At 57.5% G+C, this 25,969-nt stretch carries 15 protein-coding genes, 1 tRNA gene, 1 other RNA gene and 7 pseudogenes; 4 read left to right on the plus strand and 20 right to left on the minus strand.

The genetic code is table 11. From position 1 onward, the window contains the following. The 7 genes and pseudogenes from JCM25143_RS16100 to rnpB all read right to left on the minus strand — a co-directional run. Window positions 1-956: pseudogene (locus JCM25143_RS16100) on the minus strand (UDP-N-acetylmuramoyl-tripeptide--D-alanyl-D-alanine ligase); the annotation flags it as partial. Continuing rightward, a pseudogene (locus JCM25143_RS16105) lies at window positions 953-2,473 on the minus strand (UDP-N-acetylmuramoyl-L-alanyl-D-glutamate--2,6-diaminopimelate ligase). The pseudogenes JCM25143_RS16105 and JCM25143_RS16100, both read right to left, overlap by 4 nt. After that, window positions 2,470-4,505 (minus strand): annotated as a pseudogene (locus tag JCM25143_RS16110) (peptidoglycan D,D-transpeptidase FtsI family protein). The pseudogenes JCM25143_RS16105 and JCM25143_RS16110 overlap by 4 nt, the downstream one beginning before the upstream one ends. 46 nt (window positions 4,506-4,551) lie before the next feature. Then, entirely contained in the window at window positions 4,552-5,517 is a 966-nt protein-coding gene (gene ftsL / locus JCM25143_RS02310; RefSeq protein ID WP_025859885.1) for a cell division protein FtsL, read from the minus strand. Window positions 5,518-5,521: 4 nt separating this feature from the next. Continuing rightward, window positions 5,522-6,538: a 16S rRNA (cytosine(1402)-N(4))-methyltransferase RsmH gene (gene rsmH / locus JCM25143_RS02315; RefSeq protein ID WP_025859886.1), complete on the minus strand. Its 1,017-nt coding sequence runs from the start codon at window positions 6,536-6,538 to the stop codon at window positions 5,522-5,524. Continuing rightward, entirely contained in the window at window positions 6,535-7,026 is a 492-nt protein-coding gene (gene mraZ, locus JCM25143_RS02320; RefSeq protein WP_025859887.1) for a division/cell wall cluster transcriptional repressor MraZ, read from the minus strand. The genes rsmH and mraZ overlap by 4 nt, the downstream gene beginning before the upstream one ends. A 303-nt stretch (window positions 7,027-7,329) precedes the next feature. Beyond that, window positions 7,330-7,740, minus strand: an RNA gene (gene rnpB, locus JCM25143_RS20585) — RNase P RNA component class A. Window positions 7,741-8,078: 338 nt separating this feature from the next. Here rnpB and JCM25143_RS25345 point away from each other — a divergent pair. After that, window positions 8,079-8,917: pseudogene (locus JCM25143_RS25345) on the plus strand (alpha/beta hydrolase). 1 nt (window position 8,918) lies between these two features. On the opposite strand, the gene JCM25143_RS02330 reads toward JCM25143_RS25345, so the two are convergent. Both JCM25143_RS02330 and zwf read right to left on the minus strand, forming a co-directional pair. Then, on the minus strand, window positions 8,919-9,422 hold the full coding sequence (locus JCM25143_RS02330) for a hypothetical protein (protein WP_234394890.1): 504 nt from the start codon (window positions 9,420-9,422) through the stop codon (window positions 8,919-8,921). Further along, a pseudogene (zwf, locus tag JCM25143_RS16120) lies at window positions 9,419-10,890 on the minus strand (glucose-6-phosphate dehydrogenase). The gene JCM25143_RS02330 and the pseudogene zwf overlap by 4 nt, the downstream one beginning before the upstream one ends. 227 nt (window positions 10,891-11,117) lie before the next feature. On the opposite strand from zwf, the gene JCM25143_RS02340 reads away from it, so the two are divergent. After that, the gene (locus tag JCM25143_RS02340; protein WP_025859889.1) at window positions 11,118-11,390 is read left to right on the plus strand and encodes a DUF2312 domain-containing protein; all 273 of its coding nucleotides are present in this window, start codon (window positions 11,118-11,120) and stop codon (window positions 11,388-11,390) included. Window positions 11,391-11,417: 27 nt separating this feature from the next. Further along, window positions 11,418-12,203, plus strand: coding sequence for a hypothetical protein (locus JCM25143_RS02345; protein ID WP_025859890.1), 786 nt, complete (start codon window positions 11,418-11,420; stop codon window positions 12,201-12,203). Here the strand turns inward: JCM25143_RS02345 and proB are convergent. The 4 genes and pseudogenes from proB to rplU all read right to left on the minus strand — a co-directional run bounded on the left by proB (window position 12,172) and on the right by rplU (window position 15,132). Next, window positions 12,172-13,298: pseudogene (proB, locus tag JCM25143_RS16125) on the minus strand (glutamate 5-kinase). The gene JCM25143_RS02345 and the pseudogene proB sit on opposite strands and share 32 nt — an antisense overlap. 77 nt (window positions 13,299-13,375) lie before the next feature. Next, window positions 13,376-14,397 (minus strand): annotated as a pseudogene (gene obgE / locus JCM25143_RS16130) (GTPase ObgE). Window positions 14,398-14,501: 104 nt separating this feature from the next. Further along, window positions 14,502-14,771 (minus strand): 50S ribosomal protein L27, encoded by a 270-nt coding sequence (rpmA, locus tag JCM25143_RS02360; RefSeq protein ID WP_025859891.1) that lies wholly within the window; start codon window positions 14,769-14,771, stop codon window positions 14,502-14,504. A gap of 46 nt (window positions 14,772-14,817) precedes the next feature. Continuing rightward, window positions 14,818-15,132 carry a 50S ribosomal protein L21 gene (rplU, locus tag JCM25143_RS02365; RefSeq protein WP_025859892.1) on the minus strand — a complete coding sequence of 105 codons (315 nt, stop codon included), beginning with the start codon at window positions 15,130-15,132 and terminating at the stop codon, window positions 14,818-14,820. Window positions 15,133-15,358: 226 nt separating this feature from the next. Between rplU and JCM25143_RS02370 the strand changes: the two genes are divergently transcribed. Next, window positions 15,359-15,448: transfer RNA gene (locus JCM25143_RS02370), tRNA-Ser, on the plus strand. 418 nt (window positions 15,449-15,866) lie between these two features. On the opposite strand, the gene JCM25143_RS02375 is transcribed toward JCM25143_RS02370, so the two are convergent. The 7 genes from JCM25143_RS02375 to JCM25143_RS02405 form a co-directional block, all read right to left on the minus strand. Beyond that, window positions 15,867-16,211 (minus strand): response regulator, encoded by a 345-nt coding sequence (locus JCM25143_RS02375; RefSeq protein WP_199897809.1) that lies wholly within the window; start codon window positions 16,209-16,211, stop codon window positions 15,867-15,869. A gap of 2 nt (window positions 16,212-16,213) precedes the next feature. After that, complete coding sequence (locus tag JCM25143_RS02380) at window positions 16,214-19,633, minus strand: CheR family methyltransferase (protein WP_035370364.1); 3,420 nt, start codon at window positions 19,631-19,633, stop codon at window positions 16,214-16,216. Window positions 19,634-19,662: 29 nt separating this feature from the next. Continuing rightward, entirely contained in the window at window positions 19,663-20,229 is a 567-nt protein-coding gene (locus tag JCM25143_RS02385) for a PAS domain-containing protein (protein ID WP_025859895.1), read from the minus strand. A gap of 198 nt (window positions 20,230-20,427) precedes the next feature. Continuing rightward, window positions 20,428-21,174 (minus strand): ShlB/FhaC/HecB family hemolysin secretion/activation protein, encoded by a 747-nt coding sequence (locus tag JCM25143_RS22220; RefSeq protein ID WP_025859896.1) that lies wholly within the window; start codon window positions 21,172-21,174, stop codon window positions 20,428-20,430. Next, window positions 21,171-22,211: a POTRA domain-containing protein gene (locus JCM25143_RS16135; RefSeq protein WP_025859897.1), complete on the minus strand. Its 1,041-nt coding sequence runs from the start codon at window positions 22,209-22,211 to the stop codon at window positions 21,171-21,173. The genes JCM25143_RS22220 and JCM25143_RS16135 overlap by 4 nt, the downstream gene beginning before the upstream one ends. Beyond that, entirely contained in the window at window positions 22,126-24,696 is a 2,571-nt protein-coding gene (locus JCM25143_RS02400; RefSeq protein WP_159101582.1) for a beta strand repeat-containing protein, read from the minus strand. The genes JCM25143_RS16135 and JCM25143_RS02400 overlap by 86 nt, the downstream gene beginning before the upstream one ends. Next, entirely contained in the window at window positions 24,596-25,891 is a 1,296-nt protein-coding gene (locus JCM25143_RS02405; RefSeq protein ID WP_025859899.1) for a GLUG motif-containing protein, read from the minus strand. The genes JCM25143_RS02400 and JCM25143_RS02405 overlap by 101 nt, the downstream gene beginning before the upstream one ends. Window positions 25,892-25,969: the final 78 nt, after the last annotated feature.

The raw sequence follows: 25,969 nt of genomic DNA on the forward strand, positions 1-25,969 counted from the left end.
CTGCGGCGGCGGGTACCAAGCTGCCCCAAGAGCCGCGCAGGCTGCCAGCGCACTGGCGGCATTGCGCACGAGATGCGTGCCGGGTGCAGCCAGATGCACCTCTACGGTATCGGGTGTCTGCCCGTGGGCAAGCTGGAGCGTAAAGTCAGAACCATCTGGCCCGGTTTGCAGGCTGGTAATCCGGGCAGCACTGTCGGCTTTCAGCCCGCTGCGCCATAGCGTGGCATGGCTTTGTCCGGCGGCCTGCTCGATCAGGGCCATACCATGGGCATCGTCCGGCACGATGGCGATGGCCCCGTTGGGCAGCGCGAGTAGCAGCGAGGCCTTTTCCTGAGCAATGGCGTCCAGACTACCCATATGCCCCAGATGCGCCGAGCCAATGGTGGTGATAACGGCGCAGTCCGGGCGCACCAGCGTTGCCAGAGGCAGGATTTCTCCCGGATGGTTCATGCCAATTTCGCTGATGCAGAAAGCAGCGTCACGCGGCAGGCGGGCGAGGGTAAGCGGCACACCCCAGTGATTGTTGTAGGAGGCCTCGGCCGCATGGGTAGGGCCGCAGTCACTCAGGCACAGGCGGAGCATGTCCTTTGTGGTCGTTTTGCCTACGCTGCCGGTAACTGCCACCACACGGCCGGTAAAGCGTGCGCGTGCCGCCTGTGCCAGCGCGCGCAGGCCGTTCATGGTGTCAGGCACCAGCAAAATACGCGGGTCCGGCACGTCTGGGGCGTCATGCGCGAGAACAGCCGCGGCCCCTTTATCCAGTGCGGTGCGGATATGGGCGTGGCCATCGCTGTTATCGCCCATCAGGCAATGAACAGATCGCCCGGTTGCAGGCTGCGCGTGTCGATGGACACACCGCTGATGCTGTGTACGGGAGGTTCATGCGCCGGTCCCGCCTGCATGAAGCGGCCTCCAGTCGCCTGTTCCAGTTCCTCTCGTGTCCACAGACTCGTCATGCCTGACCCGTTTCCTTTTTATCCGTTGGTGCGTCCGCCTGCCCTGTCAGGGCGCGGATGACGCTGGCATCATCAAAGGGCAGAACCGTGTCGCCTACGATCTGCCCCTGTTCATGGCCCTTGCCGGCCACTACCAGCACATCGCCCGGCCCGAGCAGGCTCAGGGCTTCGGCAATGGCGCTGCGACGGTCTGCGATTTCAAGCGCTTCAGGTGCGCCCGCGCGCACAGCCGCGCGAATGGAGGCCGCATTTTCCGTGCGGGGGTTATCATCGGTAATAATGGCAATATCGGCCCCGATTGCCGCTTCCTGCCCCATTAACGGGCGTTTGCCGCGATCCCTGTCCCCGCCAGCGCCAAAAACGACAACCAGCTTGCCCAGCGCATGTGGGCGCAGCGAGGTCAGTAGCCGTGCCAGTGCATCGGGGGTATGGGCGTAATCCACATAGGCGCTAGCCCCATTGGGCAGCACGGCAGCGCGCTCCATGCGCCCGCGCACGCCCTGTAGCCGGGGCAGCAGGGCTAGCAGGACGGGCAGGGCGGCATCGTCCTCGGCAGCGAGGGCGGTGGCCAGCAGAGCGTTATCCGCCTGAAAACGTCCGGGTAGGCCCAGTGTCAGCGTGTGGATATGCCCCGCACAGGACAGGCGCAGTTCCTGACCATGCGGCAGGGCGCGGTGTTCAAGTAGGCGCAGGGTATTACCCCGTTCACCCACAAGCCGCAGGCGCAGGGTGCGGGTGCGGGCAATATCTTTGATAGCGTCCAGCGTGGGGCTGTCCATGTCCGCATTGGCGACAGCCAGCCGCCGGGGGGAAGAATGGAGTTCAGAAGGTGCAGCTTGGCCTGCCGGTAGGCCTCCAGCGTGCCGTGGTAATCTAGATGATCGCGCGTGAGGTTTGAAAACCCTGCCGCACTCAGGTGTAGGCCATCCAGCCGCCCTTGCTCCAGCCCGTGGGATGAGCCTCAAGGGCGACATGGTGCACACCGGCTTGTTCCAGTGTGGCCAGCGTATGGGCGAGCGTGACCGGGTCAGGCGTTGTCAGAGGCGGAAGGGTCAAACCCGTGGGGTTTGCGCCTGTCAGCCTAGCGTGCCAATGGCCGAGGCACTGAAACCCTGCAAGGTCCAGAGCTGGCGCATGAAATCCGCCGTACTGGTTTTGCCGTTGGTGCCGGTTATGGCGGCCAGATGCGCAGGCTGCGGCCCCGCAAGGGCTGTGGCCATAAGAGCCAGTGCGTGGCGGGGGTTTTCGCATTCCACGACCGGGCAGGGTGAGGTGCCCTGTGGCCATACGGTGCCGGAGGGGGCAAGAACAGCACAGGCCCCGGCCTGTACAGCGGCAGGTATGAAAGTGCGGCCATCGGCATGGGTGCCGGGCAGGGCGGCGAACAGCGTGCCGGGGCGCACGGCGCGGCTATCGGCTGTTACCGCGCTGACAGCGATGGCCTCAGGTGCTGCGCCGCAAAGGGCTGTGGATGGCAGATGGGCAGCTTCCATCAGACGGGAAAGGGGCTGGCTCATTCGTCCATCTTTTCCAGAGAGGCCTTGCGCCGCTCGGCCACAAGGTGCTTGCGGGCCGCAGCCGTGTTCTGATCTTGCGCTGTGGGCAACTCACGCGATTTATGTGCCGTATTTTCCAACAGGCGCGGGTCTCCGGGGTCGTTCCCAGGCCCCAGAGGGCGCACGCCGCGTGGTACGGCAGGCTGCATGGAAATGGCCAACTGGGCATCTATCTGGCGGCATGCTCGGTATCAGGAAAAATCTGGAGCATGGGGCCAATGCGCGAGACAATATGCGAAACCGTGGGGGCGGCATTCCAGCCGGCTGTTGTCCAGCCATGGGTCTGGGGTGTGGCCTGCGGACTGTCGAGCATGACATAGACCGCGTAATGCGGCGCGTTCATAGGAAAAATACCCGTAAACGCTGAAATATTCACATGTTTGAGGTAGCCGCCATGCGGGCCGATTTTTTCAGCCGTGCCGGTTTTGCCGCCCACGAAATACCCCGGAGATTCCGCCGTGCGGCCCGTACCCTGCGTAACATCAAGCCGCAGAATGCGCCGCAGCAGGGCTGAAACCTCGGGCGACATCACGCGTGGCCCCTGTGGTTCGGCCGGTGTGTCGCTATCGGTTGTAGCGGCCTGTGCTACGGAGGGTTGTAGCGGGGTGGCTACTGTCGCCAGTCCATCCTGCGGGGGGGCTGTCTGCTCGCTATTACGGCTTTCGGCATCCAGCAGGGTGGGGGAGACGAGAATGCCGCCGTTAACCGTTGCCGCCGTGCCGCGCACGATCGCCAGCGGAGGTTCGGCCACGCCATGCCCGAACCCTACTGTCATGGTGGTGGCGAGGCCCCATTGGTGCGGTACAAGCGGGTGGGCGGCTTCAGGCAGTTCTACCGGCACGGGTGCGAAAAACCCCATATCGCGCAGCCATTCGGCCTGACGTTTGCCCCCTACATCCAGTGCGATATGAGCTGCCGCCGGGTTGGAGGAGTAAGCCATGACCTCGGGCAGCGTCAGCCACGGCGAGAAATGGTCGTTCTTCATATCGCGGATGGTGAACCGGCCGATTTTGAGCGGTACGGAAGAAAAACGGTCCCAGACATGGATAGTGCCGGTGGCCAGCCCCATGGCGGCGGTCTGGAGCTTGAAAGTGGAGCCGGGCTCATACAGCCCCGTGACAGCACGGTTAAAGCGCTCGTCGTTAGTGGCGTGGGCAAAGGCGTTGGCATCGTAGTCGGGCAGGCTGACCATGGCGATAATTTCACCCGTGCGGACATCCATGACAATGCCGCACGCGCCGATGGCCTGATATGTCTGCATGGCTGTTGCCACTTCTTCACGCACGGCGGACTGGATGCGGATATCCAGAGACAGGCGCAGGGGGCGACGGTCTGAGAGCAGGCGGGAGTCAAAATGTCGCTCCACGCCAGCAATGCCGTGATCATCAATATCCACGGCACCCAGAATCTGGGCGGCCATGCGGCCTAGCGGATAGTGCCGCTGTTCGCCCGGTTCAAAGTAAATACCCGGAATACCGAGGTTGTTGATGGCCAGTTCCTGCTGGGGCGAAATATTGCGTGCGATATAGACAAACTGCTTGGGCGAGGCGAGCTTGCGGGCCGTTTCTTCCTCGTTCATCGCAGGCAGAATGCGATGGAGCCTGCTGGCGATATCGGCGGGGTCGATCAGTTCCTGCGGGTTGGCATAAACTTGGGCCACGGGCAGGGAGAGCGCCAGTGTCTGCCCGTTACGGTCCATGATAGGGGCACGGTGCACCTGTGGCAGGGAGAAATCTCCAGCAAGGGCGCCACGGGGGTCAACCTTGGGGATTTCGGGTACCTGTGGTGCAATCTGACGTTTTTCCGGTGCCATGGGCCGGATGATGGTTGCAAGCGTGAGCTTGCCCGCCACTACGGTAAACAGAAAGCAGAAAATGCTGGCCGCCCCCAGAAGCCGGGCGTGCATCTGTTCCCTGCGGGCCTGCGCGCGCAGGGTGTCTCCTGGTGTGCCTACCGGTCTCGCGCTGTTGGGCTCATGGGGCGGCGGCTTCATGGCAGGCGGAAAATACTTTCGGTTCGAGGAACATCAGCAGGTCAGGTCAGTTCGTGACAGGGACGGGCGGAGGCAGGCTGTCGCCCCCACGCCCCAGCAGAGACCCCCCCATATATCCCGAACTGGCCCGGGCTTCCATATAGCCGCCACCTGATGTCGCAGCCCGGTGCAGATGCGGATGCCATGAGGCAACAGTAGCGGGCAGCGGATGGCGGATGGGTGAGGGTTCATCCGTTGTGGTGCTGCGGGCCGCAACCACGCGGGTCGGGGCTGCGGGGGGAGCATGGATGCGGGGTTTTACATCCATATCAGCCTGTTCCGCCGCTTCCGCCCGTACTGTGGCATGGGGTGTTTCAACTGGCTGCGTATGGTGCGTGCCAGCGGCCTGAATGGCAGCCAGCAGGGACGATCCGTTACCTGCGTCAGCCACGCGCACTCGGGCGGTTGGTGTGGGTGCTACAGGGGTAGCACTGACATGCAGCACGGGGGCTGGAGCCGGGTGGCTGACCGGTGCGGCACTGGCTACGGTCATGACCGGGCGCTCAGGCACGGGCCGTGCTGCCGGAATAACGGCCGGTGAGGCGCTGCTGGCTACGCTCACACGCTCGGGCTGAACATGCTGGACTGCGCTGCTGGGCTGTACGGGGGGGAGCGCACGCGGCTGGCTGGCTGGTGTATCCGCCATGGCAACAGGGGTGGGCGCTGCTTCGTTTTCCTTGAGCGGTGCGGGCAGGCGGTTGCTCAGATCCGCCATACGGACAAACTGCGTTGGCTCCATGATGCGCAGATACGCGGCATGGTGCGCGGCAAGCGCTGTCAGCCGTTCAGGCTGGTTTTCCAGCGTCCATTCCGTGCGGAGCATGGCTGTCTGGGCGCGCACATGCTCGGTTTCATGAACGATCCCGGCAATCTTCTGGTCCAGCAGGGTTGTCTGATGCTTCTTGGCGTACAGGAAGAACCCCGAAGAGATCGCAAGAACGGCACAGCAGCAGGTAAAGGGGCGGGGTAGCATGGGATCAGCTCTCTACGACCGAAGATGGCGCGGTGTCTGGCCGCCTGATAAGCGCACGCAGCCGGGCGCTGCGTGCGCGGGGGTTGATGCGGCATTCCGTATCGCCGGGACGAACGGCCTTGCCTGTCAGGGTTTTGAATGCGGATTCGGTGCCGTGGCTCATGGCAGCGCGCGGGTCATGACGGGAGAAAGACACATCGCGCCCGGTCGCACGCTGGAAGGCCCGCTTGACCAGTCGGTCTTCCAGTGAATGGAAGGACACCACAACCAGACGGCCGCCGGGGGCCAGAAGCTCCAGAGCCTGTGTCAGCCCGCGTTCGATCTCGCCCAGCTCGTCGTTAACGGCGATGCGCAGGCCTTGGAATGTGCGGGTTGCACCATCCAGCCCCGAGCGGTCATGCGGCACGGTGGCGCGCACAAGCTCCGCCAGTTGCAGCGTGGTGGTAAACGCTTCCTGCGCACGGGCGGTGACTATCGCCCGGGCCACACGGCGGGCGTGCCGTTCCTCACCATAGAAATGGATGATATCGGCCAGTTCCTGCTCGGTGGCCGTATTGACCAGATCGGCAGCGCTTCGTCCGGATTTTTCCATGCGCATGTCAAGCGGGCCGTTATGCCGGAACGAGAACCCGCGTTCGGCTTCATCAATCTGGAAGGACGACACCCCCAGATCCATGACAATGCCGTTGAAAGCCGGAGCCTGTGCGGCCTGCGCCAGAGCGGCCATACCGCCAAAACCACCATGCAGCATATGCAGGCGTTCACCCTGTCCGTGGTTTTCCAGTGCCGTGCGCAGGGCATTGCCACGGGCGATGGCGTCCGGGTCGCGGTCGATGGCCCACAGGGAGCAGGCGGCAGCACCCAGAATGGCGCGGGTATAACCACCGCCACCAAAAGTGCAGTCCAGCATGGCCTCGCCATCAGCAGGGGCCAGATACTCCAGCACTTCCGCCAGCATGACGGGTATATGCCCAGCCTGTGGCAGCAGGGTTGCGGCCAGCGTGGGAGAGGTAGCGTTCATGCTGCGCCTTCTCCCCGCCCAGCAGTGCCATTGCCAGCAGCCGGAATGCTGACGCGGCGCGATTTCTGGCGGGCATCGGCACGGCGCTGACGGGCGGCCTCGGGCTCCCAGATCTGAAAAATACGGCCTAGCCCCATGAAAGATACCATGGGGCTGTTTTCCAGCCCCGCATGCTCACGCAGGAAATCGGGCAGGATAATCCGTCCTTCACGGTCAGGGTCCATGGGGTAGGCATCGGCGTACAGGGCGGCGGCGAGGTCGTCATGTTCATCGGAGAACATGTCCAGCCGGTCGAGCGGTTCTGTCAGCCGGGAAAAAGCCGTGGCGGGCCATGCCTCGATGCAGGGCAGGGTGTGTGACGGGCGGAGAATCATCAATGCATTGCCCTCCGTCAGTTGGTTTCTGAGAACGGTGCGGAACCCGGCAGGAATCGAGACGCGTCCCTTGGCGTCAAACCGATTCTCATGCGTGCCGAGAAAGACGCCCACAGCGATCAGAAATCCTTCCTCACCAATAACTTCCGGGCCTGTGTCGTGGGACATGCAGGGCGGATGAGCCACACCTTATGGCCCTGTGTGGGATAGCATGGGACAGCGTGGGAAGTAAATCAAAAAGGAAGAAAAAACACCGGAAAACAGCCGTTTATTAAGTATTGTTAGTCTGATTTTCCGGACTGTCAGGTAATGTGTTCAAAAAGAGGCCGCGCGTATTCCATGCGTGCACGTTCATGCTCTGTTCAGTTTTGTGGGGAGGGCTGGCGCGCGGTATCGGGCGCTGTCGGAAAAAATGAAAATGCCAGACGGTCTGTAAGCCGGGTTCTGTCTAGCCCCGAAGGGCCTGGACGGTCATTCCTCTGGGACCCGCCTTGCGGCGTGCCTCACGCAACCAACCCGAGCGACGGGGCGGGAGAACCCCTGAAATCCATACGGATTTCGGCCGCTCCTATTCGGTCTTGCTCCCGGTGGGGTTTGCCCTGCCTCCTCTGTTACCATCGGAGCGGTGCGCTCTTACCGCACCGTTTCACCCTTACCTTCAGTCTGTCCCATGGTTTCCCATGGCAGACCCGGAAGGCGGTCTGTTTTCTGTGGCACTTTCCCTAAGGTCACCCTCGCCGGTCGTTAACCGGCACCGTTCTCCCGTGGAGCCCGGACTTTCCTCCATCGCGTATTTGCATACGCCACAGCGACCGTCCGACCGTCTGGCCCGCGCACCCTGCGGCGGCAAGCAGCGCAGGTCAAGGGGGCAGGCACGGGATACTGGTTTTTGCCTGAAAAAACGTTAGGCTCTGCATATGTCCGAGTTGCAGCAAACCTCCGAACCCGTGTCCGGTGTGTCTTCGGCCACTCCGGTATTGGTGCCTCCGCCCGTGCGGCCCAATCTGGCCTCGCGCCTTCTGCTCCACTGGCTGGCATGGCGAAAACACCGCCGTGCGCAGGCCGCGAAAAATCACCGTCCCGCAGCCAGCGCAAGCACGGTGGCGCGGGACAGTGCCGCGCATCAAGATGTGCAGGCGCATTTTCTTCAGGCCCTGCGCCGGGGCATGGATACGCCCTCTTTTCCCACGGCCTTGTCCTCACTCCCGCTACGCAGGGTGGTGGCGCTGAGCGTGCCGGGGGCGGAGGGGGATTTGCCTGCGCGCCTTTTTATCCCGCGTGGCCGCGTGCGGGGGGCTGTGCTGTACCTGCATGGCGGCGGGTTTGTGCATTGTGGCCTCAACTCGCATCACGGCATGTGCTGCCGTCTCGCACGCGCATCGGGGGCGGCCGTTCTGCTGGTGGATTACCGGCTGGCTCCTGAGCACCGTTTTCCTGCGGCGGTAGAGGATTCTCTGGCAGCCCTGCGCTGGCTGGCGGCTCTTTCCGCTCGATACTGGGGTGGTGGTGTGGCCGTGGCGGGGGATAGTGCAGGGGGAATCTGGCGGCTGTTGTGGCGCAGGAGGCCCGTAACGGGGCTGCACCACAGCCGGTCATGCAGCTTTTGTATTACCCGACCTTGTATGGTCGGCGGCTGTTTCCCTCACATCAGACCTATGGCAGCGGATATTTTCTCTCTCGCAGGTCCATGGAATGGTATGCGGATCAGTATATCAGCGCCGAGCCAGACTGGGATGATACGCGCTTCGCCCCCGGAGAGCACCCAGACCTGTCCGGTCTGCCTCCCGCTGTCATTATCACGGCTGAATGTGATCCGCTGCGTGATGAAGGGGCAGCCTATGCACAGGCGCTCAGTCAGGTCGGGGGGCGGGTGTTCTACCGCTGTTACCCCGGCGCGCTGCATGCGTTCTTAAATTTTTACGCCTTCATGCCTTACGGCAAGGCGGCTTTGCGCTTGGGAGGCAAAGCCCTGCGGCGCGCATTCAGGCCGCAGGAAAGGCGATAAACTAGGGAATGGGGTGGAACTGCCCCGGAGAGTTCTGGTCAGACATGACGGTGCGCTCCATCCGGTTGACCTGCAGAGTGAACAGCTTTGGCAGTTCACCCTTAGGGCCGGGGCAGGAGCCCGAATGTTTTTCCATCACATCCATCCGCGAGGCGGTGGGGGCGTCATTCCCGTTGACGATGAACAGCAGGCACTCCGGCCGGTCATGCGTCATGCCGTTATGGGTAACCACAAGCCGCAGGTGGCGGATCAGTGCTGTGTCGTCAAACCAGCTTTCGGGGCGGAAAGTATAGCGGTCTACTACCCGGTCCATCAGGCCGCTTTTGCTCAGCCCGATCATGAGCAGGGCGAGCGGCAGCACAAAGGCAATCCGCCGCAGGGCATGCTGGCGCAGCGTGCGTTTGGCTGTAGGTCCGTTCGATCTGTTTGGTAGCAGTTTACCGAGGAATTTTCGCCAGTCCGGACCAGTGGGAGGCGTGGTATTTGCGGGGGGAGGAGTGGTCATGTCAGCATATCCTCGTGCCATAGGGCGCCATCACGCGCCAGCAGCGCGCGGGTGGAGGGAGGCCCCCAGCCGCCTGCTGCGTAGGGTTCAAGGGGGGTGAGGCCCTGCCGCCAGGTTTCAAGGATTGGTTCTACCCATTTCCAAGAGGCCTCGACCTCATCGCGGCGGATAAACAGTGCGGGGTCACCCCGCACGGCATCTAGCAGAAGGCGCTCGTAAGAATCCTGATACGAGATGGAAAACTCATGCTCGTAAGACATGGCAAGCGTTGCATTGCGAACGCGCAGGCCCCCGGCACCGGGGTCGCGTACGCCTAGAACCAGTGCAAGTTCTCCGTGCGGGTCGATACGGATAACCAGCCTGCCGGAGGATGGCATGTTGGTGAAAATCGGCCAAGGCTGCGGGCGGAACTGAATAACAATTTCCGTCGTTTTGGTGGCCAGCCGCTTGCCGGTACGCAGATAAAAAGGCGTGTTGCCCCAGCGTGCTGTGCGGATTTTCGTGCGGATAGCCACAAAGCTTTCCGTATTGCTGGCCCGCCCCGTATCGAGATCCTGCACGTAACCGGGCACATCCTGCCCTTTTAGCCGCCCTGCCGTGTATTGCCCGCGAATGACGTTCTGGCGCACCATATCCGGCGTCATAGGACGCAGGGCGTTCAGAACCTTGAGCTTTTCATTGCGCAGGTCATCCGCCCGGAGGGAGGCCGGGGCGTCCATCGCCACCATGCAGAGCACCTGAAGCAGGTGGTTCTGCACCATGTCGCGCAGGGCACCTGCCTCGTCGTAATAGCCGCCACGCCCGCCAATGCCCACGGTTTCGGCTGCCGTGATCTGCACATGTTCAATGGCCTCGGCCGACCAGAGCTTTTCCAGCACCGGTTGGCAAAACGCAGGGCCAGAATATTCTGCACGCCCTCTTTGCCAAGGTAATGATCGATCCGGTAAATCGATTCTTCAGGGAAGAAACGTCCTACGCCGCTATTGACCTCGAGCGCGGTGGCAAGGCTGGTGCCAATGGGTTTTTCCAGCACCACGCGGGCATGCGGGCTGATCAGGTTCTGGGCTGCCAGTGCAGTGCAGATCTGGGCATAGAGCGAGGGGGCTGTGGCCAGATAGAAGACGCGTATCCGCTCAGGGTCGGGCAGGGCATCATGCAGGCTTTGCCAGTCTGCCTCGGGGGCTGTTACGTCTAGCTGAACATAATGCAGCAGGCCGGTAAAGCTGTGGAGCAGTTCCTGATCCGCCGTCATGTCAGGGGCGAATTTGTGAAGCTGGTCGAGAATATACGCCCTAAATGTCTCGGTGGTGTAATCCGAGCGGGCAACGCAGATCAGGCGCACATCCTGCCCGAACTCCCCGGCATGGAACCGGCGCAGGAAGGCAGGCAGCAGCTTGCGGCGTGTCAGGTCACCGGTTGCGCCGAAAATGACGTAATCGAAGGGTTCCGTGCGGTTGACGAGCGCCATAAGCAGAGTTCCGGCAGGGCAGGCGGGGTGGACCGCCGCAGAGGGGGACGGATGCTGTTCGGGAAGGAACGCGCAAAGTACTGCTGTGCTTATGGGAGAGCCATTGCCCGTTTGCAAGAGCGGCCTTGTGTGGGATCATTGACCCCATGCCCGTGCCGCGATAAGCCCGCGCCTTCGTGGCGCGTCTGTGGCGCGGAAAGACATGATGCAAACGAGAGGGCTGCTTGATGGACGGCGAACATTTTTCCGGTGATGAAGATCCGGCGGCAGGGGGCATTGCAGCGGATCGGCTGCGGAGCATTATCGAACGGGTCGAGCGCCTGGAAGAAGAGCGCAAGGCGCTCGCGGGCGATATCAAGGATATTTTTACAGAAGCCAAATCCGCAGGGTTTGATGTAAAGGTCATTCGTCAGATCATCCGCATTCGCAGGCAGGAGCCAGCGGAAGTGGAAGAACAGGAAACGCTTCTGGATATCTATCGTCGCGCGCTGGGTATGTAAGCACGCGTAAGCACGGATCGGCTTGCCATGACATCACTCTCCTTTCCCGAGTGGATGCCCCTTTGGGGCCAGTTGTTGATGCTGGCGGGGGGTATCCTGTTCGGACTGGCGTTCATGATGATGCCTTTTGCCGTATTCGGGGTGAAAGGCAGGCTGGCCGAACTGTCGCTACAGGTAGGGGAGCTTCAGGCGCAGTTGCGTGCGCAGAGCCTGCGTGAGCCGGTTGTGCAGGTAACTCCAGCCCCCCCGAGAGACGATACCGACCGGGTGGCCTCACCCGCTGGTGTCGTTGTTGAGGAAGTGCCTGCGGCGTTTATTTACGAAGGGCGGCAGGACAATACACCGCCCGCGCAAACGGGTGCGCACAGCAACAGCATGAGAGACGTGCCGCCAAAGGATATGCCCCTCAGGGAGCCTCCTGTTCTGGTGGCATTGCAGACGCCCCGGGTGTCGGATGCGTATGAACCGCGGCAGAGTGCGCCGCCTGTGCCTACGCCCGTGGCACCGCCCCGGCAGGAAGGCTGGCGTGAACAGCGTATGCCATGGCACGAGGCAGAGCGCGCTCAGGCCGATTCAGCGCCTGAAACTGCGGCCCAGATCATGCGTCGTCAGCACGCGCCAGATGCTAATCAGCCTGCATGGAGGCCTGATTTTTCTCAGGAAACGGCTAGATATTCCGATATGCGGAGTAAAGGGACAGACAACGCGGGCATGACCCCGCTGTATCCCCTGCGCGAAGACGATCGGCCGGAGCGCTCTGAACCGGTGTTGAACTGGCCAGTCAGAGAACGACGAGATCATCACGATGGATGAGCACGTCCCGGCCTGAACGGCCCAGAATATCCGCTACTTCCGTAGACTGATGGCCCGCTATGCGGCGGGCATCGTCTGCGTCATATGCCGCCAGCCCGTGGGCCAGAACCCGGCCTGCGGTGTTGAGCACATCCACCAGATCCCCTTGCGAGAATGCGCCGCGCACCTCCACTACACCTGCGGGCAGTAGCGAGCTGCCATGTTGCAGGGCATTTTCCGCGCCGGGGTCCACCACAATTTCGCCTACCGGGTTCAGGCTGCCAGCAATCCACTGCTTGCGCGCGGTATGGGCATTGGCCTGAGGCAGGAACCACGAGCAGCGGGCACCATCATGAGCGCGCGCAGGGGGTTGAGTGTTTTGCCCAGAGCGATTGCCATAGCGCAGCCTGAGCGTGTGGCAATGCCCGCAGCAAGCAGTTTGGTGCGCATGCCGCCTGAGGAATAGCCCGGCGGCGGTTCGCCCCCCATGGCTTCAATTTCAGGAGTCAGGTTTTCAATGACCGGCAGATGGCGGGCATTGGGGTCCGTGCGGGGGTCGGCAGTATAGAGGCCGTCTATGTCCGAAAGCAGAACAAGCTGATCCGCTTCGGTCATCTGCGCCACGCGGGCGGCCAGCCTGTCGTTATCGCCAAAGCGGATTTCTGCTGTGGCGATGGTATCGTTTTCATTGATGACGGGAATACAGCCCAGATCAAGCAGGGTAGTCAGCGTTGCGCGGGCGTTCAGGTAGCGGCGGCGGTCTTCGGTATCATCCGGGGTAAGGAGCAACTGGGCGGCAGTAAGCCCCTGTGCAGAAAGGGCGTTGCTCCAGGCCTGTGCCAGCCTGATCTGTCCTACCGCTGCGGCAGCCTGTTTTTCAGACAGCCGCAAAGCGCCGTTTGTCAGGCCCAGACTATGCCGCGCCAGAGCGATGGCGCCAGATGAAACTACGCTGACAGCCGTACCCTGTCGGCGCAGTATGGCGATATCTTCCGCCACACTGGCGAGCCAAGCCTGACGGGGGGCCGCCTGTTCAGGGTCAACAACCAGTGCGCTGCCGATCTTGATAACCAGCCGCTTGGCTTGGGCGAGAGAGGGGCGGGTGGCGTCACTCATTGGAGGTTCCCGGGCTTGATCGGTATTGTGGTGTAGTCCATGCCCGGTAGGGAAGGGGCATGGACTAGAGGCAAAAGTCAGTCGTCAGGAGTCTGCCGGGCTTCCTCGCGCGCACGGGTGACGACATCGAACATCATGCGCAGAAGCTCAGGCACACCTTGATGGGTCGCGGCTGAAATGAGCACCACAGGCGCACCACTGGCTTTTTGCAGGGCTGCGCGCCGTGCAGAGGCTTCACGCGGGGTCATGGCGTCGTTTTTGTTCAGCGCGATGATTTCGGGTTTTTCATCCAGCCCGCCACCATAGGCTGCGAGTTCATGCCGGATCGTGCGCCAGGCGGACACAACATCGCCAGCGGCCCCATCAATCAGGTGCAGCAGCACTGCGCAGCGTTCCACATGGCCCAGAAAACGGTCACCCAGCCCCGTGCCTTCATGCGCGCCTTCAATCAGACCCGGAATGTCGGCCAGAACGAATTCTTCCGTCATGGACAGGCGCACAACCCCGAGTTGAGGATGCAGAGTGGTAAACGGATAATCCGCAATTTTGGGGCGTGCGGCCGAAACAACAGACAGGAAAGTAGACTTGCCCGCATTGGGCAGCCCCACCAGCCCTGCATCGGCAATCAGCTTCATGCGCAGCCATACCCAGCGCTCTTCGCCGGGCCAGCCCTTGTCCGAACGGCGGGGGGCGCGGTTTGTGCTGGTTTTGTAATGCGCGTTGCCGTGTCCGCCATCACCGCCACGGCACAGGGTTATGCGCATGCCCGGCTTGTCCAGATCCGCCAGCATGGTTACGCGGTCATCATCCATGATCTGGGTGCCGATTGGCACTTTAATGACAACCGCACTGGCGGCAGCGCCCGTCCGGTCTGAACCTGCGCCGTTTCCACCTTGCGGGCGCGGAAATGCTGGGTGTAGCGGAAGTCGATCAGCGTATTGAGGTTGGGTACGGCTTCAAAAATGATGTCGCCACCCCGTCCGCCATTACCGCCATCCGGTCCGCCGAATTCAATATATTTCTCACGGCGGAAAGCAGTGACGCCATCCCCGCCGTCGCCCGAGCGGATATAGATTTTCGCTTGATCAAGGAATTTCATGTCTAATCTCCAGCCCGGACGCGAAAAAGGGCCGACCCTTCCGGTTCGGCCCTGTTCCTGTTCCAGCCTGACCGGGTAATGGTCAGACCAGAATCGTGCCCTATTTATTCAGCGGCCAGCGGCAGCGCGTCAACAGAGACGTGCACCCGGCCTTCTGCACGGCGCTCAAAGCGCACGTTGCCATCAACCAGAGCAAACAGGGTGTGGTCGCGGCCAACGCCAACATTGCTGCCAGCCTTTACCTTCGTGCCACGCTGGCGGATAATGATGTTACCCGCAATAACCTGCTCGCCACCAAACTTCTTGACGCCAAGGCGGCGCCCGGCGCTATCGCGCCCGTTGCGGGATGAACCGCCGGCTTTCTTTTGTGCCATGACCTAAACTCCTCCGTGGGTCGTAACCAGCCTGTCCCTTGCGGGATCAGGCGGCGTTGATTTCCTGAATGCGCAGAACAGTTACCGGCTGACGGTGACCGTTTTTACGACGGCTGTTCTGCCGACGGCGCTTCTTGAAGATAATGACCTTCTTGAGGCGGTCCTGAGCGATGACGGTGGCCGTAACCTTTGCGCCAGCGACGGTCGGTGCGCCGATCTGGGTGCCGTTCTCGCCGCCAACGGCCAGAACGTCTTCAAAAGTAATGGTGGCGCCAGCTTCGACTTCCAGCTTTTCAACTTTCAGTACCATGTTGGGCTCAACCCGGTACTGCTTGCCGCCGGTGCGGATGACTGCGAACATGAACTCTACTCTCTTTCCGATCTCTTGATTCGCGCGGTGCAAGGCACAGGCGCGAAATCCTTATCGCTTTTTCGTCTTTGGCCGTCCGGCTTGGCGCGGCATGGTTCCATCTTTGTGGATCAAGGTGGGCTTTTAAGGGGATTTTCTCCCTAGCGTCAACAGGAAACTGAAAATGCGCTCAGGCTCTTGCATGCAAGGCTAAAGCATGCGTATAAGCCCGACCTACGGAGAGGTGCCGGAGCGGTCGAACGGGGCGGTCTCGAAAACCGTTGTGCGAGCAATCGTACCGAGGGTTCGAATCCCTCCCTCTCCGCCATGCAACCTGAATGGTTGATTTCACAGAAAAATTTTTACCTTCCAACTGTGTGATCCACAGAATGGATATTGCCGACCTTTTGAGGGGGCAAAGAACCGTTGATTGAAGGCGTAGAGTCTGCCCTGATTTAGGGTTTAACGGGCGGGCTTTGATGGTTCTGGATGATGGTTTTCTCTGCTTTTGCACGCAGAGCGGACAGCATTGTGGTTTGGACCGCTAAGCGGCGGGGTTGGGCTTCTCAAGGTGGGAGGATCACCGCTATCGAATGAGAGCCAGATTACAGAGTTGTCCACTCGGCTTCAATCGCGTGTTTCCCGATCCTTCCAAGTCAATGATTGGCGGTGTGTCGATCTGGCCGAGAAGTTGATTGTTTTCGAGAAAATGTGAAAAATTGACCAATTACAATGAGAAAATATATTTAAAAACTGTTGCGTGTGGCATCGCGTAAAGCTGTGCTTAATTCATCCTGCGATGTTGGTTTCTGACATATTCTTGCTTCGGGATAGAGGTTGAGGAGTTCGGAAGTATTCGCATGAGCTGAGTGAAAAATAATTGGAATTTTATTGAATTTCAAATGATCAGCCAGAGGGAAAACATCCCCATCAGCTAAACGTACATCTAAAATTGCACAGGAGGGTAATGTTGATTTGCTGGCGTCAATCGCTTCTTTAACTGTGGCGTATGAACCATGCAGGCTCAGGCCGCAATCCAAGACTATTCCTTCAATGTCGAGGGCGACCAGAAATTCATCTTCAACGATCATGATCATTTAACGGCCTCTTCGATTTTCTGAAGTGGAATTTCAATTGAGACAATGAAATTTTCAGCATTTATTTCTTTAAATAAGTGAGCGCTCAGCTGTTTGGCTGAGGATTTGATTAATGTGGTTCCAAAGCCAACGTTATCTTCCTCTTTAACTTGCGTGTTGTTTTTTTCATGCCAGACCAAGGAGAGATTTTGTGCGCTAAGCCGCCACGAAATTTCAAGTTCACCACCTTTGGATCCTAGAACGCCATATTTTGATGCGTTGGTTGTCCATTCATGTAAAATCATAGCCAATGGTGATAACGCATTTGAAGGTAAAAGGACTTCCGGTCCGTGCACTATGATTTTATTTTTTTTGCTTTCATGCGAAGTAATCATTGTTTTAACAATTTTATGCAGGGAAATGACATCCCTGTCGCCTGAGGGCATGCTGAGTGAATGTGCTCGCCCTAGAGCAATGATCCGGTCTCGGAAGTCTTGTGCATATGTATTGATGTCCGTATGCGAGCGGGCAGATAATGTGACCATACTTGCGATAATCGCAAATAAATTCTTTACGCGGTGGTTCATCTCCTGAAGAAGAATAGAGCGCGTTTCGGCTAAAGTATGTTCGGGCGTGATGTCTATTGTTGCACCAACCAGCAAGCGGTCATCTTCTCGCATGGACATCTGTGCGTAGCTTTTTAGTTTTTTTATTTCTCCGTTTGAAAGTATAACTTTGTAACCAACTTCTAGTTTGTTTTTATATTCGAGGGAGTAATTGATTGCTTTTGAAAAATGATCACGGTCATCTGAGGCAATGATATTCCGCCAGACCTCAAAGTTAATTTGACTGATATTGCTAAGCCCCAGCATTTCCTGGTGTGTTTTATCAAAACGAAAGCTGTTTGTTCTGGGGCAATATTCCCATATTCCAATACGGCCGGCATTAACGGCAACACGTAAACGTTCCTGCTCTACTATCAAAGCCCGTTCTAGTGTTAATGCATCGGTAATGTCAGTCATGACTATTGTGGCGCCACTGATATCACCATTGCTGGTTTTATAGGGCAGTACCCGCATAGAAAATGTTTTTTTACCGTCCTTTGTATGGACTCTGCGTTGTAATGTTTGGCCTGTTTGTGCAACGTTGAACGCATCATCCAAATATTGAAAATCGTCCAATTTGCACGCTACATCTGATAAAAGGCGTCCGCGATCGCTGTTCTGGAGAGGGAAAATGGATTTTGTGGAATCTGTAAAACTTCTAATTTTCAGGTCACTATCAACAACCATAACGGCCAATTCGGTTGAATCGAAAAAGTTTTTCACGTCAGAATTGGCAACGGTTAGCTGATCGACCTTGTTTTTTAGTTCGTCATTGACGGTTGAAAGTTCTTCGTTTGTTGATTGTAGTTCCTCATTCATAGACATCATTTCTTCGTTTGAGCTTTTTAATTCCTCATTTGCTGTTTCGAGTTCTTCAATTGTAGCCCGTAGTTTATGGCGCGTTACGCGCAATTCTTCTTCAAGAATATCTACATGGTCAGTGATGGGTTCAAATTCATCTGCATCAGAAGCGGTTAGTGCTTCGAATGGACCAGCATCCTTGAAAACAAATAGGAAAGAGTTACTCGACAAGGGATCGCAGGTTATATCGACAGGCTGAATGCCATAATCGCCTTCAACCTGGATATGTCGCGCTATGACAACTCTTTTTTTATGCCGTGCCTGACGCAATAGGGGCCCTATGATTTCCCGCAGGCCTGAGCGTGCCAGTGTAAAGGCGCTGGTGCCCCCTTGTCTGGTTACGGGGAAATCAAAATACCGACCGAGTTTTCCATAGGCAGCGATAACAGTCCCATCGTCTCCTACAACCATGGAAGGTGGTGCATAACGTTCCGCGAGTTTCTGGATTGCGGCGTCATCTTTATGAATATGGTTGTTGATCCGGTCTTTTCGTTCATCCATTGCTTGGCGTGGGAAACTTTGCGGTGCCAATGGAAGATTGAGGGGATATCGTGTGGTAAGGCCGCTATGTTCAAATATGCGCGCGTGATGGTCTATGGACGTAAAGAGGTTTTCAAACCGTCCTATTGTTTCTGAAGGCCCGAGAAACAGATATCCTCCGGGTGACAGGGCATAGTGTATGAGCGGCATAACCTGCTGCTGCAGCGCATCATCAAAATAGATGAGAAGATTCCTGCATGAGACCAGATTAATGCGTGAGAACGGCGGGTCTCTTATTATACTATGGTTTGAGAACCTGATTGTATCTCTGATAGTATTGGAGATGGTGAAATACTGTCCGTGTAGTACAATCCAGCTATCGACCATTTCGTCTGGAATATCGATAAGGGCAGATGCTGGATAAATGCCTTCTCGGGCTATTTGAAGCATCTGCTCGTCAATATCGGTTGCAAAAATTTGAATACTATTTTTTACACCAAGCTTTTTTGCTGAACTGGCGAAAATCATTCCTAAGGTATAGGCTTCTTCTCCACTGGAGCAACCGGCAACCCATACACGAATTTCCTGTTCGTCCTGCTTTTCTTTTAATAGGGGTTCAATGACCTTTTCCCTGAGTAGATCGAACATGTCAGGGTTTCTAAAAAAACGCGTAACATTTATGAGCAGGTCACGAAAAAGCGCCTGACATTCATTCTGGTCATTTCGGATCTGCTCCAGATATGAAGCGACTGTGCTGAGTTCGAGCACATGCATTCTACGTTCAACACGACGGATAAATGTTGAGCGTTTATATTGCGAGAAATCATGCCCGACGGCTTTTTTTAAAATAGAGCAAATACTATCAATATAATCAGGCGTAAGGGCAATATCGCGTGTTGGAGAGTCTGAATTTTTACGTTCAAAAAAAGACTTGAGGCAGTCGATAATTTCGTTAGGGGGCTTTATGAAGTCAACCAGCCCACTGCTGATTGCGGCTGATGGCATGCCGTCGTATCGGGCTGTTGATGGCTCCTGCGCAATGCATATGCCACCGTTTTCTTTGATAACGCGCAGCCCCATGGAGCCATCTGCACCGGTTCCGGAGAGAATGACGCAAGCTGCATTCGTTTGACGATCCCGCGCGAGAGAAGAAAAAAAATCGTCAATCGGGCGTCTTAACCCGCGTGGTTGTGTAAAATCTGTAAGCTGCAACCTGCCGTTATGAATTGCCAGCCCCCGCCCCGGGGGGATAATGTACACTCGGTCGGCATGAATGTCTTCTCCCCCTTCGCACTGCAGCACATCCAGTAATGTGGTCCGGTTAAGAAGCTGTGCGAGCATGCTTTCGTGGGTTGGATCAAGATGCTGTACCACGACGAAAGCGAGGTGAGTTGGGGGTGTCGCAACCGCCAGCATGTCCCGTAACGCTTCAAGACCACCTGCTGATGCGCCAACTGCTACGATAGTTTGTGGCCGGTCTTCCATGCCCATAGGGGGCGATGTGTTGGTAGAGTTATGCATTAAAAAATATGTCTGGTAGATTGTAGATCAGCTAAAGTTAACTTGGCTTGGGCAATCATGGTAGTTGAATTGGCTATGGCGGCAATAGAACCTTCAAGAATAATGCCTGCCTGATAGGCTATAGGTGAGATTTTTTTTATACTATCACCTAAAGCTATACCGTATTGAGCGAGTTTTTCTGTTTGTGTATTGCTGATGTCAAACTGGGATGCCAGAATAAATCGGGTGTTTCCCGAGGCGTCACATAGCCGCGACATATAAAGAAGGTTAATAAACGGCGTGCCATCCGCTTTTACATTAATCAATGGCTGCCTGATACTTAGACCGAAGTTACCATCAAGGAACTGATGAATATTTTTTCGCGCTTCAGTATTGTCGTAGTGTCCTTGTAGAAAACGACAGTTTTTTCCTATAATCTCGCTATTGTCATAGCCGGTTAATTCACAGAACTTTTTATTGGTGGCAATGAGCGGTTTATCGTTCCCGGCCGATGCTAATGATAGGGGAACATTTGATTTATCAAATAAATTGATGATTTCTTCTGGAATAGCAGCGATAGAGTTCATTGCGATATGAATCCCCGAAATTTAAAATCATTCCGACCAAACACATTAAGAGAATGGTATTAAGATTTTCCTAAAAAGCACATCATTTTAATAATGTGTCAATATGAGGGAGCGGGATAGCGCAGCTAGCGGGCAGGCAATGGTGTTGCAGAATGCCATTCACCATGTGGTGGTCTGGTGAATGGCCTAGATCTGTTTTTAATACCCGACGGTGAGAGAGAGCGTTCCGAAGCCGCCCTTGTTTCCGAAGCCATTTTGCTCACGGATAGCGGAGACGCCGTGGAGGCGCCAGCCGACATTGAAGATGAGGCTGACATAGCGATCCACAGCGCTATGCAGGTCCAGACCGATGCTGGAGAGGTCGGCTTCGTTTACGGACTGGGCGATGGGGTTCACCTGCGAGACATGGCCGTAATCATAGAACAGCCCCACCTGTTCCGTATCATGCACAGGTAGGCCAGGGGCGATGAACTTGGAGAGGCTGAAAGCCGGTGAGCGGATCTCGTTGGTGACACTCACCCCCTCGCTGCCCAGAGCGGTATCGGTAAAGTAGCCGCGCGCGGTGTAGAGTCCGCCAAGGCCAAGCTGGTTGTTATACATCAGGTTGGTGCTGGCTAGCTGGCCGGTGGCCTGCAAAATCCATGACAGGCCGGCGGGCAGCCATGTCGTGCGGCTCAGGCTCAGCGTGTCATACACATACTGGTCGTTCGAGCCGGGCACGAGGGCTTCGAAATTGCGGCGGCGGTTGGCCCCGCTCATACCGCCGGGGCTGAGTACGAGCTGGTTCTGGAATGTGGTCTGGCCATACGGGTCGTTCAGCATGGCATTGTAGATGATGGGGAACTGATCGACCTCGGCCAAGCTGTCAAACACACGCAGCCCACCGAATTCGAGGGTATTGTTGGTAGTTTTGAAGTCAAAGCCGATCTGCACATCTTCGGTCATGCGGGTATGGGGGCCGAAGGTGATGGCGGGCAGGTCGTGGATATAGCGCAGGCTTGCCTGTCCGCTATGGCCGGTCTCGCTAGATAGGCGCCGCTGGAGCGCATATCGGGTTTTTCCCACGCATAGGAGCCAAAGACCTGAATGCGGTCATGCCAGGGCAGGGGGGCTGTCCAGCTCAGGGCGTGGCCGCTGTAGCGGTCGCTGACACTGTGGGTGAACTGGTAGGAGAGGATCTGCCCCAGCCCCGCTACGTTGCCCCATGTGCCGCCCACGGCCCATTCTGAAGAACCGAGTGCGGGCACGCCGGCATTGTCGTAGGAGCCATAGACATGCAGGGGCAGGCGGTCCTTTGTCTGTAGGGTGACATCGGTTGTGCCCTGCGCCGTGCCGGGCGCGAACAGGGCATCGACCGTGCGGAACGGATTGCTGTTCAGCCAGCCCAGCCCGGCCTGCACGTCTGACAGGCTGAGGGTTTGGCCGGGCACCAGCCCGCTTTCCTGTCGGAGCAGTTTATCGGAAAACCAGTGATTGCCTGCGGTTTTGACCGCACCCAGCCGGTATTCCGTCACGATAATCTGCACGACACCGCCGCCAATATTTTGCGGCGGGATGGAGACATAAACGAACGGATGCCCCTCGGCCTTGTAGAGCGTGCCCACCTTTGCCGCGATGGTGTTCAGGTCCGTCATACGCAGGGGCTTGCCCAGATAGGCGGCCATCTCGTGCCCGAAGGCGGCCTGATCGAGCAGGGGAAGGCCCGCATGCTGCACACCTTTGGTGCCTGAGGGCAGGCCCGCGGCCTTGAGGGCGGTCGTGTCGGGAATGAACACCAGCCCCTTGAGGGCAGGGATGACGACCGCATTGGACTGCGGCAGGGGCGGGGCCTCTTTGTCCGGCAGGGTCAGGTCGTTGGGGGCCGGGGCTGGTGCAGGCTGGCGCGGAGCAAGGCGGCTATAGGCCTGCGCATGGGCCATGCGGGGCGAGAAGGCACAGGCAACGGCAGCGAACGCGCAGCCAGCAAAAAGAACGCGACGCATCAGACGTGTCTTTCAGGCGGTTGGTGTAAGAGGTGGCAGGTAGCACGATCTGGTAGGTATTCGGCTGGGTAGCAGCGGCCGTGCCATCAGGCAGGGTCAGGGGCTTATAGGTATTGACCAGTGTCAGATCAGGTGAGTTCCCCGCTCCTGCTGTTGTGGGGTTGGCTGGGCCTGATGCTGCGGGGTTATGACCATTCAACATTGCCATGGGCCAGAAGACGGGAATGGTCGTGATCTGGGTGATGTTATAGTTGCCATTCTGATAGGTGATTGCGTAATTGCTCAGCCCCGTGCCGCGAACATCGCCGATTGTAATAGCGTAGGATCCCCCGCCACTGTGGCTGTCTGCGGTGGTAGAAAGGCTCACACTGGAGACGGTATCCCCATTGACCAGGCCGCTGGTTCTGAAGGCGGTATTATCGAGCACGGGTGTCTGCCCATAGGTGCCGGTCTGGTTGAGAGCGGTAATGGTCAGGGCTGCTGGAGTAATACTGTAGGTGCCTGTCGTGTAGGTAATGGTGTAATTGCCCAGCCCTGTGCCACTGGCGTTGTTGGCTGTAATGGCATAGGCGCCGACACCACTCTGGCTGGTGGTGTTGGTAGAGAGGCTGATACTGGAAACGGTATTCCCATTGACCAGACCGCTGGTTTTGAAGGCGGTATTATCGAGCACGGGTGTCTGCCCATAGGTACTGGTCTGGTTGAGAGCGGTAATGGTCAGGGCGGCGGGGGTAATGCTGTAGGCACCTGTTACATAGTTAATGGTGTAGTTGCTCAGTCCTGTGCCACTGGCGTTACTGGCTGTGATAGTATAGGAGCCGACACCGCTCTGGCTGGTGGCGCTGGTGGTAAGGGTCGCGCTGGAAAGCGTGTCGCCATTGAGTAGACCAGTGACTTTGACATCAGCAGTGTTCAGCGTGGGGTTTTGCCCATAGGTGCCTGTCTGGTTAAGAGCGGTGATGGTCAGGGCCGCAGGCGTGATGGTGTAGGCACCTGCTGTGTAGGTAATGGTGTAGTTGCTCAAGCCTGTGCCACTGGCGTTGTTGGCTGTAATGGCATAGGAGCCGACACCGCTCTGGTTGGTGGCGTTGGTAGAGAGGCTGACATTGGAAACGGTATCCCCATTGACCAGACCGCTGGTTCTGAAGGCGGTATTATTGAGCACGGGTGTCTGCCCATAGGTAATGGTCTGGTTGAGAGCGGTAATGGTCAGGGCTGCGGGTGTTACTGTGTCAGTGCCAGCATAGGTGACCTGATAGCCTGTTGCGGTTGCTCCATGCCCGATCAGCTCGGCGGAACTGTTGACATTGCTGTTCGAATTCACGCCGGGGTAGAGCCATGTCAGCGAACGAGTGTCGGTTAGGCTTGCCGCATTGTTACCCGACTGATCGAGAATGGAAGTGATGGTAATGGTCGGCGTGCTCTGGCCATAGATCTGGGTTCCTGAAGCGGTAATAATAACATATGGCAGCGCGGCCAGTAGGGGGTAAGGCGATCCCGCTACCCAGTCAGCCGAATTGCTGAAACGGCTTGTTGAACCCTGCAACCATTGCGTTGTGGTTAGGCCGGTAACCCCATTGCCTAAGTTTAGGCCAGCATTGCCGCTTTGCCCGGTTGTTGTTGTGTCAAAATAATCATGACTGAAATATTGGCTGTCTGTATAAGTAGAAGAGGCTTCGTTATTCAGGCCACCGATAAGCCCCCCAACCATTCCTGTGCGCGAATTGACAGAGCCGGTGGAATAACTGTCAAGGATCAGTTGGGACGGATCATTAACATCATCATGACCGACAAGCCCACCGCTATTGGTGGTCGTGCTATTACCCGTGACGTTTCCGGTCGCGTATGTTTCTTCAATATGGCCATAATGATTCTGGCCAACCAGTCCGCCCGCCAGATTGCCGCCTGAAACGTTGCCTGTGGCGTATGATGTTTTAATTGTGCCTGAAGCGTTCCACCCAGCTAGACCGCCGATAAAATTATAGGTATTGCCGGTATTGTTGCTGCTCACATCTCCTGAAGCAAAGGAGGATGTGATTGTGCCAGAATTCCAGCCGACCAGCCCGCCTATATATGTCGTATCACCGCCCGATACGGCGGCAGTGGAATAGGAACTGGTAATGGTGTTACCGCTGGCCCCTACATCGCCATTCTGTCCCACTAGCCCACCCACGCTGGTTGTAGAGGTGGCAGACTGAGGGCCTGAGACTGTGCCGGTCGTGTAAACAGTCAAGAGCGTGCCGCCACTATTGTAGCCGACCAGCCCACCGACGGAGGCGCCATTTGCGTAAGTGCTGCTGATCACTTCCTGGATCAGGCCGATGTCTTCTATTTTTGCGCCAGCCCCCAATTGTCCGAACAGACCGACATATTGGTCTGTTGCATCAGCTATGGTCAGGTTGGCAATGGTATGGCCAGCACCATAGAAGGTGCCGGTAAAGGGCGTATTTTCCCCAATCGCTGGTATTGCCCAAGCCGCTGGCATCAAGATCGGCGGCTAATCCATAATTACCTGCCAGATTGCTGTTGATGGCTGACAGACCCGCGGCGTTTAGAATGACTGTAACGGGCATGCCTGCGTTGGTGCCAAATACCGTATTGCTCCCGGACAGAACCTGCTGGTTGGCGGAAACGCCCAACAGGTAAGGCGTGGTCTGGTTGTTCAGGTTGCCCCATATGGTCGTGTCAAACCTGCTAGGGAGCTCGGCTGCCAGTTGAGTCGTGGTTAGTCCAGTGACAGAATCGCTGCCGCCGGAGCTTTGTCCGCTGGTGGTGGTATCCCAATAGCTGTTTTCTATGGACGAGGAGTTCGTTCCCACCAGTCCGCCTATAGGGTGAATACCGCTTGTGCTGCTGACTTTTCCGGTACTGTATGTATTGGATATTGTGGCGCTATTACCATTATTGCCTGCAAGTCCCCCGACTGCGTAGAGGAGGCCGCTGTTTGTGTTGGCGACATTACCTGTCGCGTATGCGTTGGTGATTGTTCCATCACCACCGTTATAGCCTACAAGCCCGCCTGCATAGGTGTAGTCAGGGGCAGAGATGTTGACTCCTGAACTGCTGACGTTTCCTGTCGCGTATGAGTTAGTGATTGTTGCGTAATTCAACCCCACCAGTCCACCGATATAGGCAGCGGGATTCGAGCCGCTGACGTTCCCTGTGGCGTATGCATAGGAGATCGTTCCGCCGCCGTTAAACCCTACCAGTTCGCCGACGGAGCCATAAGGGTCACTGAAGTTGTCAGTAACAGTTCCCCCAATCAGGCCCACATGACTGATGGTGCCAGAAGTTGCGAGGAAGCTGAACAGCCCCACACGCAAATCCACACTATCGTTGATGGTGAGGTTTGAGATGGTATTACCCAACCCGTTGAAGGTGCCGCTAAAGCCGCTTTGCGCCAGAGGCGTGAAGTTACTGATGCTGCTCATGTCGAGCGGTTTGGCCAGAGCGTAGTAGCCGGACGTGCCAACAGCGTTCTGTAAATCGCTTGGGCTGGTAATCAGGGTGTAGCCATGGCCATTGATGGTCAGTGGGCTGCTGCTGGCGGTATTGGCGGCGGTCAGGGAAGAACTGGTGAACTGGATGGTGGAACTGCCAAAGTTCACCGTTCCGTCCCCGGTGCTGGTGCCACCGATGTTGTTGTTTGTGGTCAGGGTCAGCGTGCCCGCGCCACTCACGGTAATATCGGCATTGAGGGTGATGGAGTGATAGGCGGACAGGATCAGGCTGGCGGTGCTGTTCCAGCTTAGGGCGGC

Source organism: Acetobacter papayae JCM 25143 (assembly GCF_000613285.1).
Taxonomy (GTDB): Bacteria; Pseudomonadota; Alphaproteobacteria; order Acetobacterales; family Acetobacteraceae; genus Acetobacter; species Acetobacter papayae.

Bases quoted from the DNA above. Each gene is read 5' to 3' on its own strand.
- ftsL (WP_025859885.1), bottom strand. From the start codon at position 5,517: ATGCTACCCCGCCCCTTTACCTGCTGCTGTGCCGTTCTTGCGATCTCT.
- rsmH (WP_025859886.1), bottom strand. From the start codon at position 6,538: ATGAACGCTACCTCTCCCACGCTGGCCGCAACCCTGCTGCCACAGGCT.
- JCM25143_RS02330 (WP_234394890.1), bottom strand. From the start codon at position 9,422: ATGACCACTCCTCCCCCCGCAAATACCACGCCTCCCACTGGTCCGGAC.
- JCM25143_RS02340 (WP_025859889.1), top strand. From the start codon at position 11,118: ATGGACGGCGAACATTTTTCCGGTGATGAAGATCCGGCGGCAGGGGGC.
- JCM25143_RS02345 (WP_025859890.1), top strand. From the start codon at position 11,418: ATGACATCACTCTCCTTTCCCGAGTGGATGCCCCTTTGGGGCCAGTTG.
- rpmA (WP_025859891.1), bottom strand. From the start codon at position 14,771: ATGGCACAAAAGAAAGCCGGCGGTTCATCCCGCAACGGGCGCGATAGC.
- rplU (WP_025859892.1), bottom strand. From the start codon at position 15,132: ATGTTCGCAGTCATCCGCACCGGCGGCAAGCAGTACCGGGTTGAGCCC.
- JCM25143_RS02375 (WP_199897809.1), bottom strand. From the start codon at position 16,211: ATGATCGTTGAAGATGAATTTCTGGTCGCCCTCGACATTGAAGGAATA.
- JCM25143_RS02380 (WP_035370364.1), bottom strand. From the start codon at position 19,633: ATGGGCATGGAAGACCGGCCACAAACTATCGTAGCAGTTGGCGCATCA.
- JCM25143_RS02385 (WP_025859895.1), bottom strand. From the start codon at position 20,229: ATGAACTCTATCGCTGCTATTCCAGAAGAAATCATCAATTTATTTGAT.
- JCM25143_RS22220 (WP_025859896.1), bottom strand. From the start codon at position 21,174: ATGACCGAAGATGTGCAGATCGGCTTTGACTTCAAAACTACCAACAAT.
- JCM25143_RS16135 (WP_025859897.1), bottom strand. From the start codon at position 22,211: ATGCGTCGCGTTCTTTTTGCTGGCTGCGCGTTCGCTGCCGTTGCCTGT.
- JCM25143_RS02400 (WP_159101582.1), bottom strand. From the start codon at position 24,696: ATGCCAGCGGCTTGGGCAATACCAGCGATTGGGGAAAATACGCCCTTT.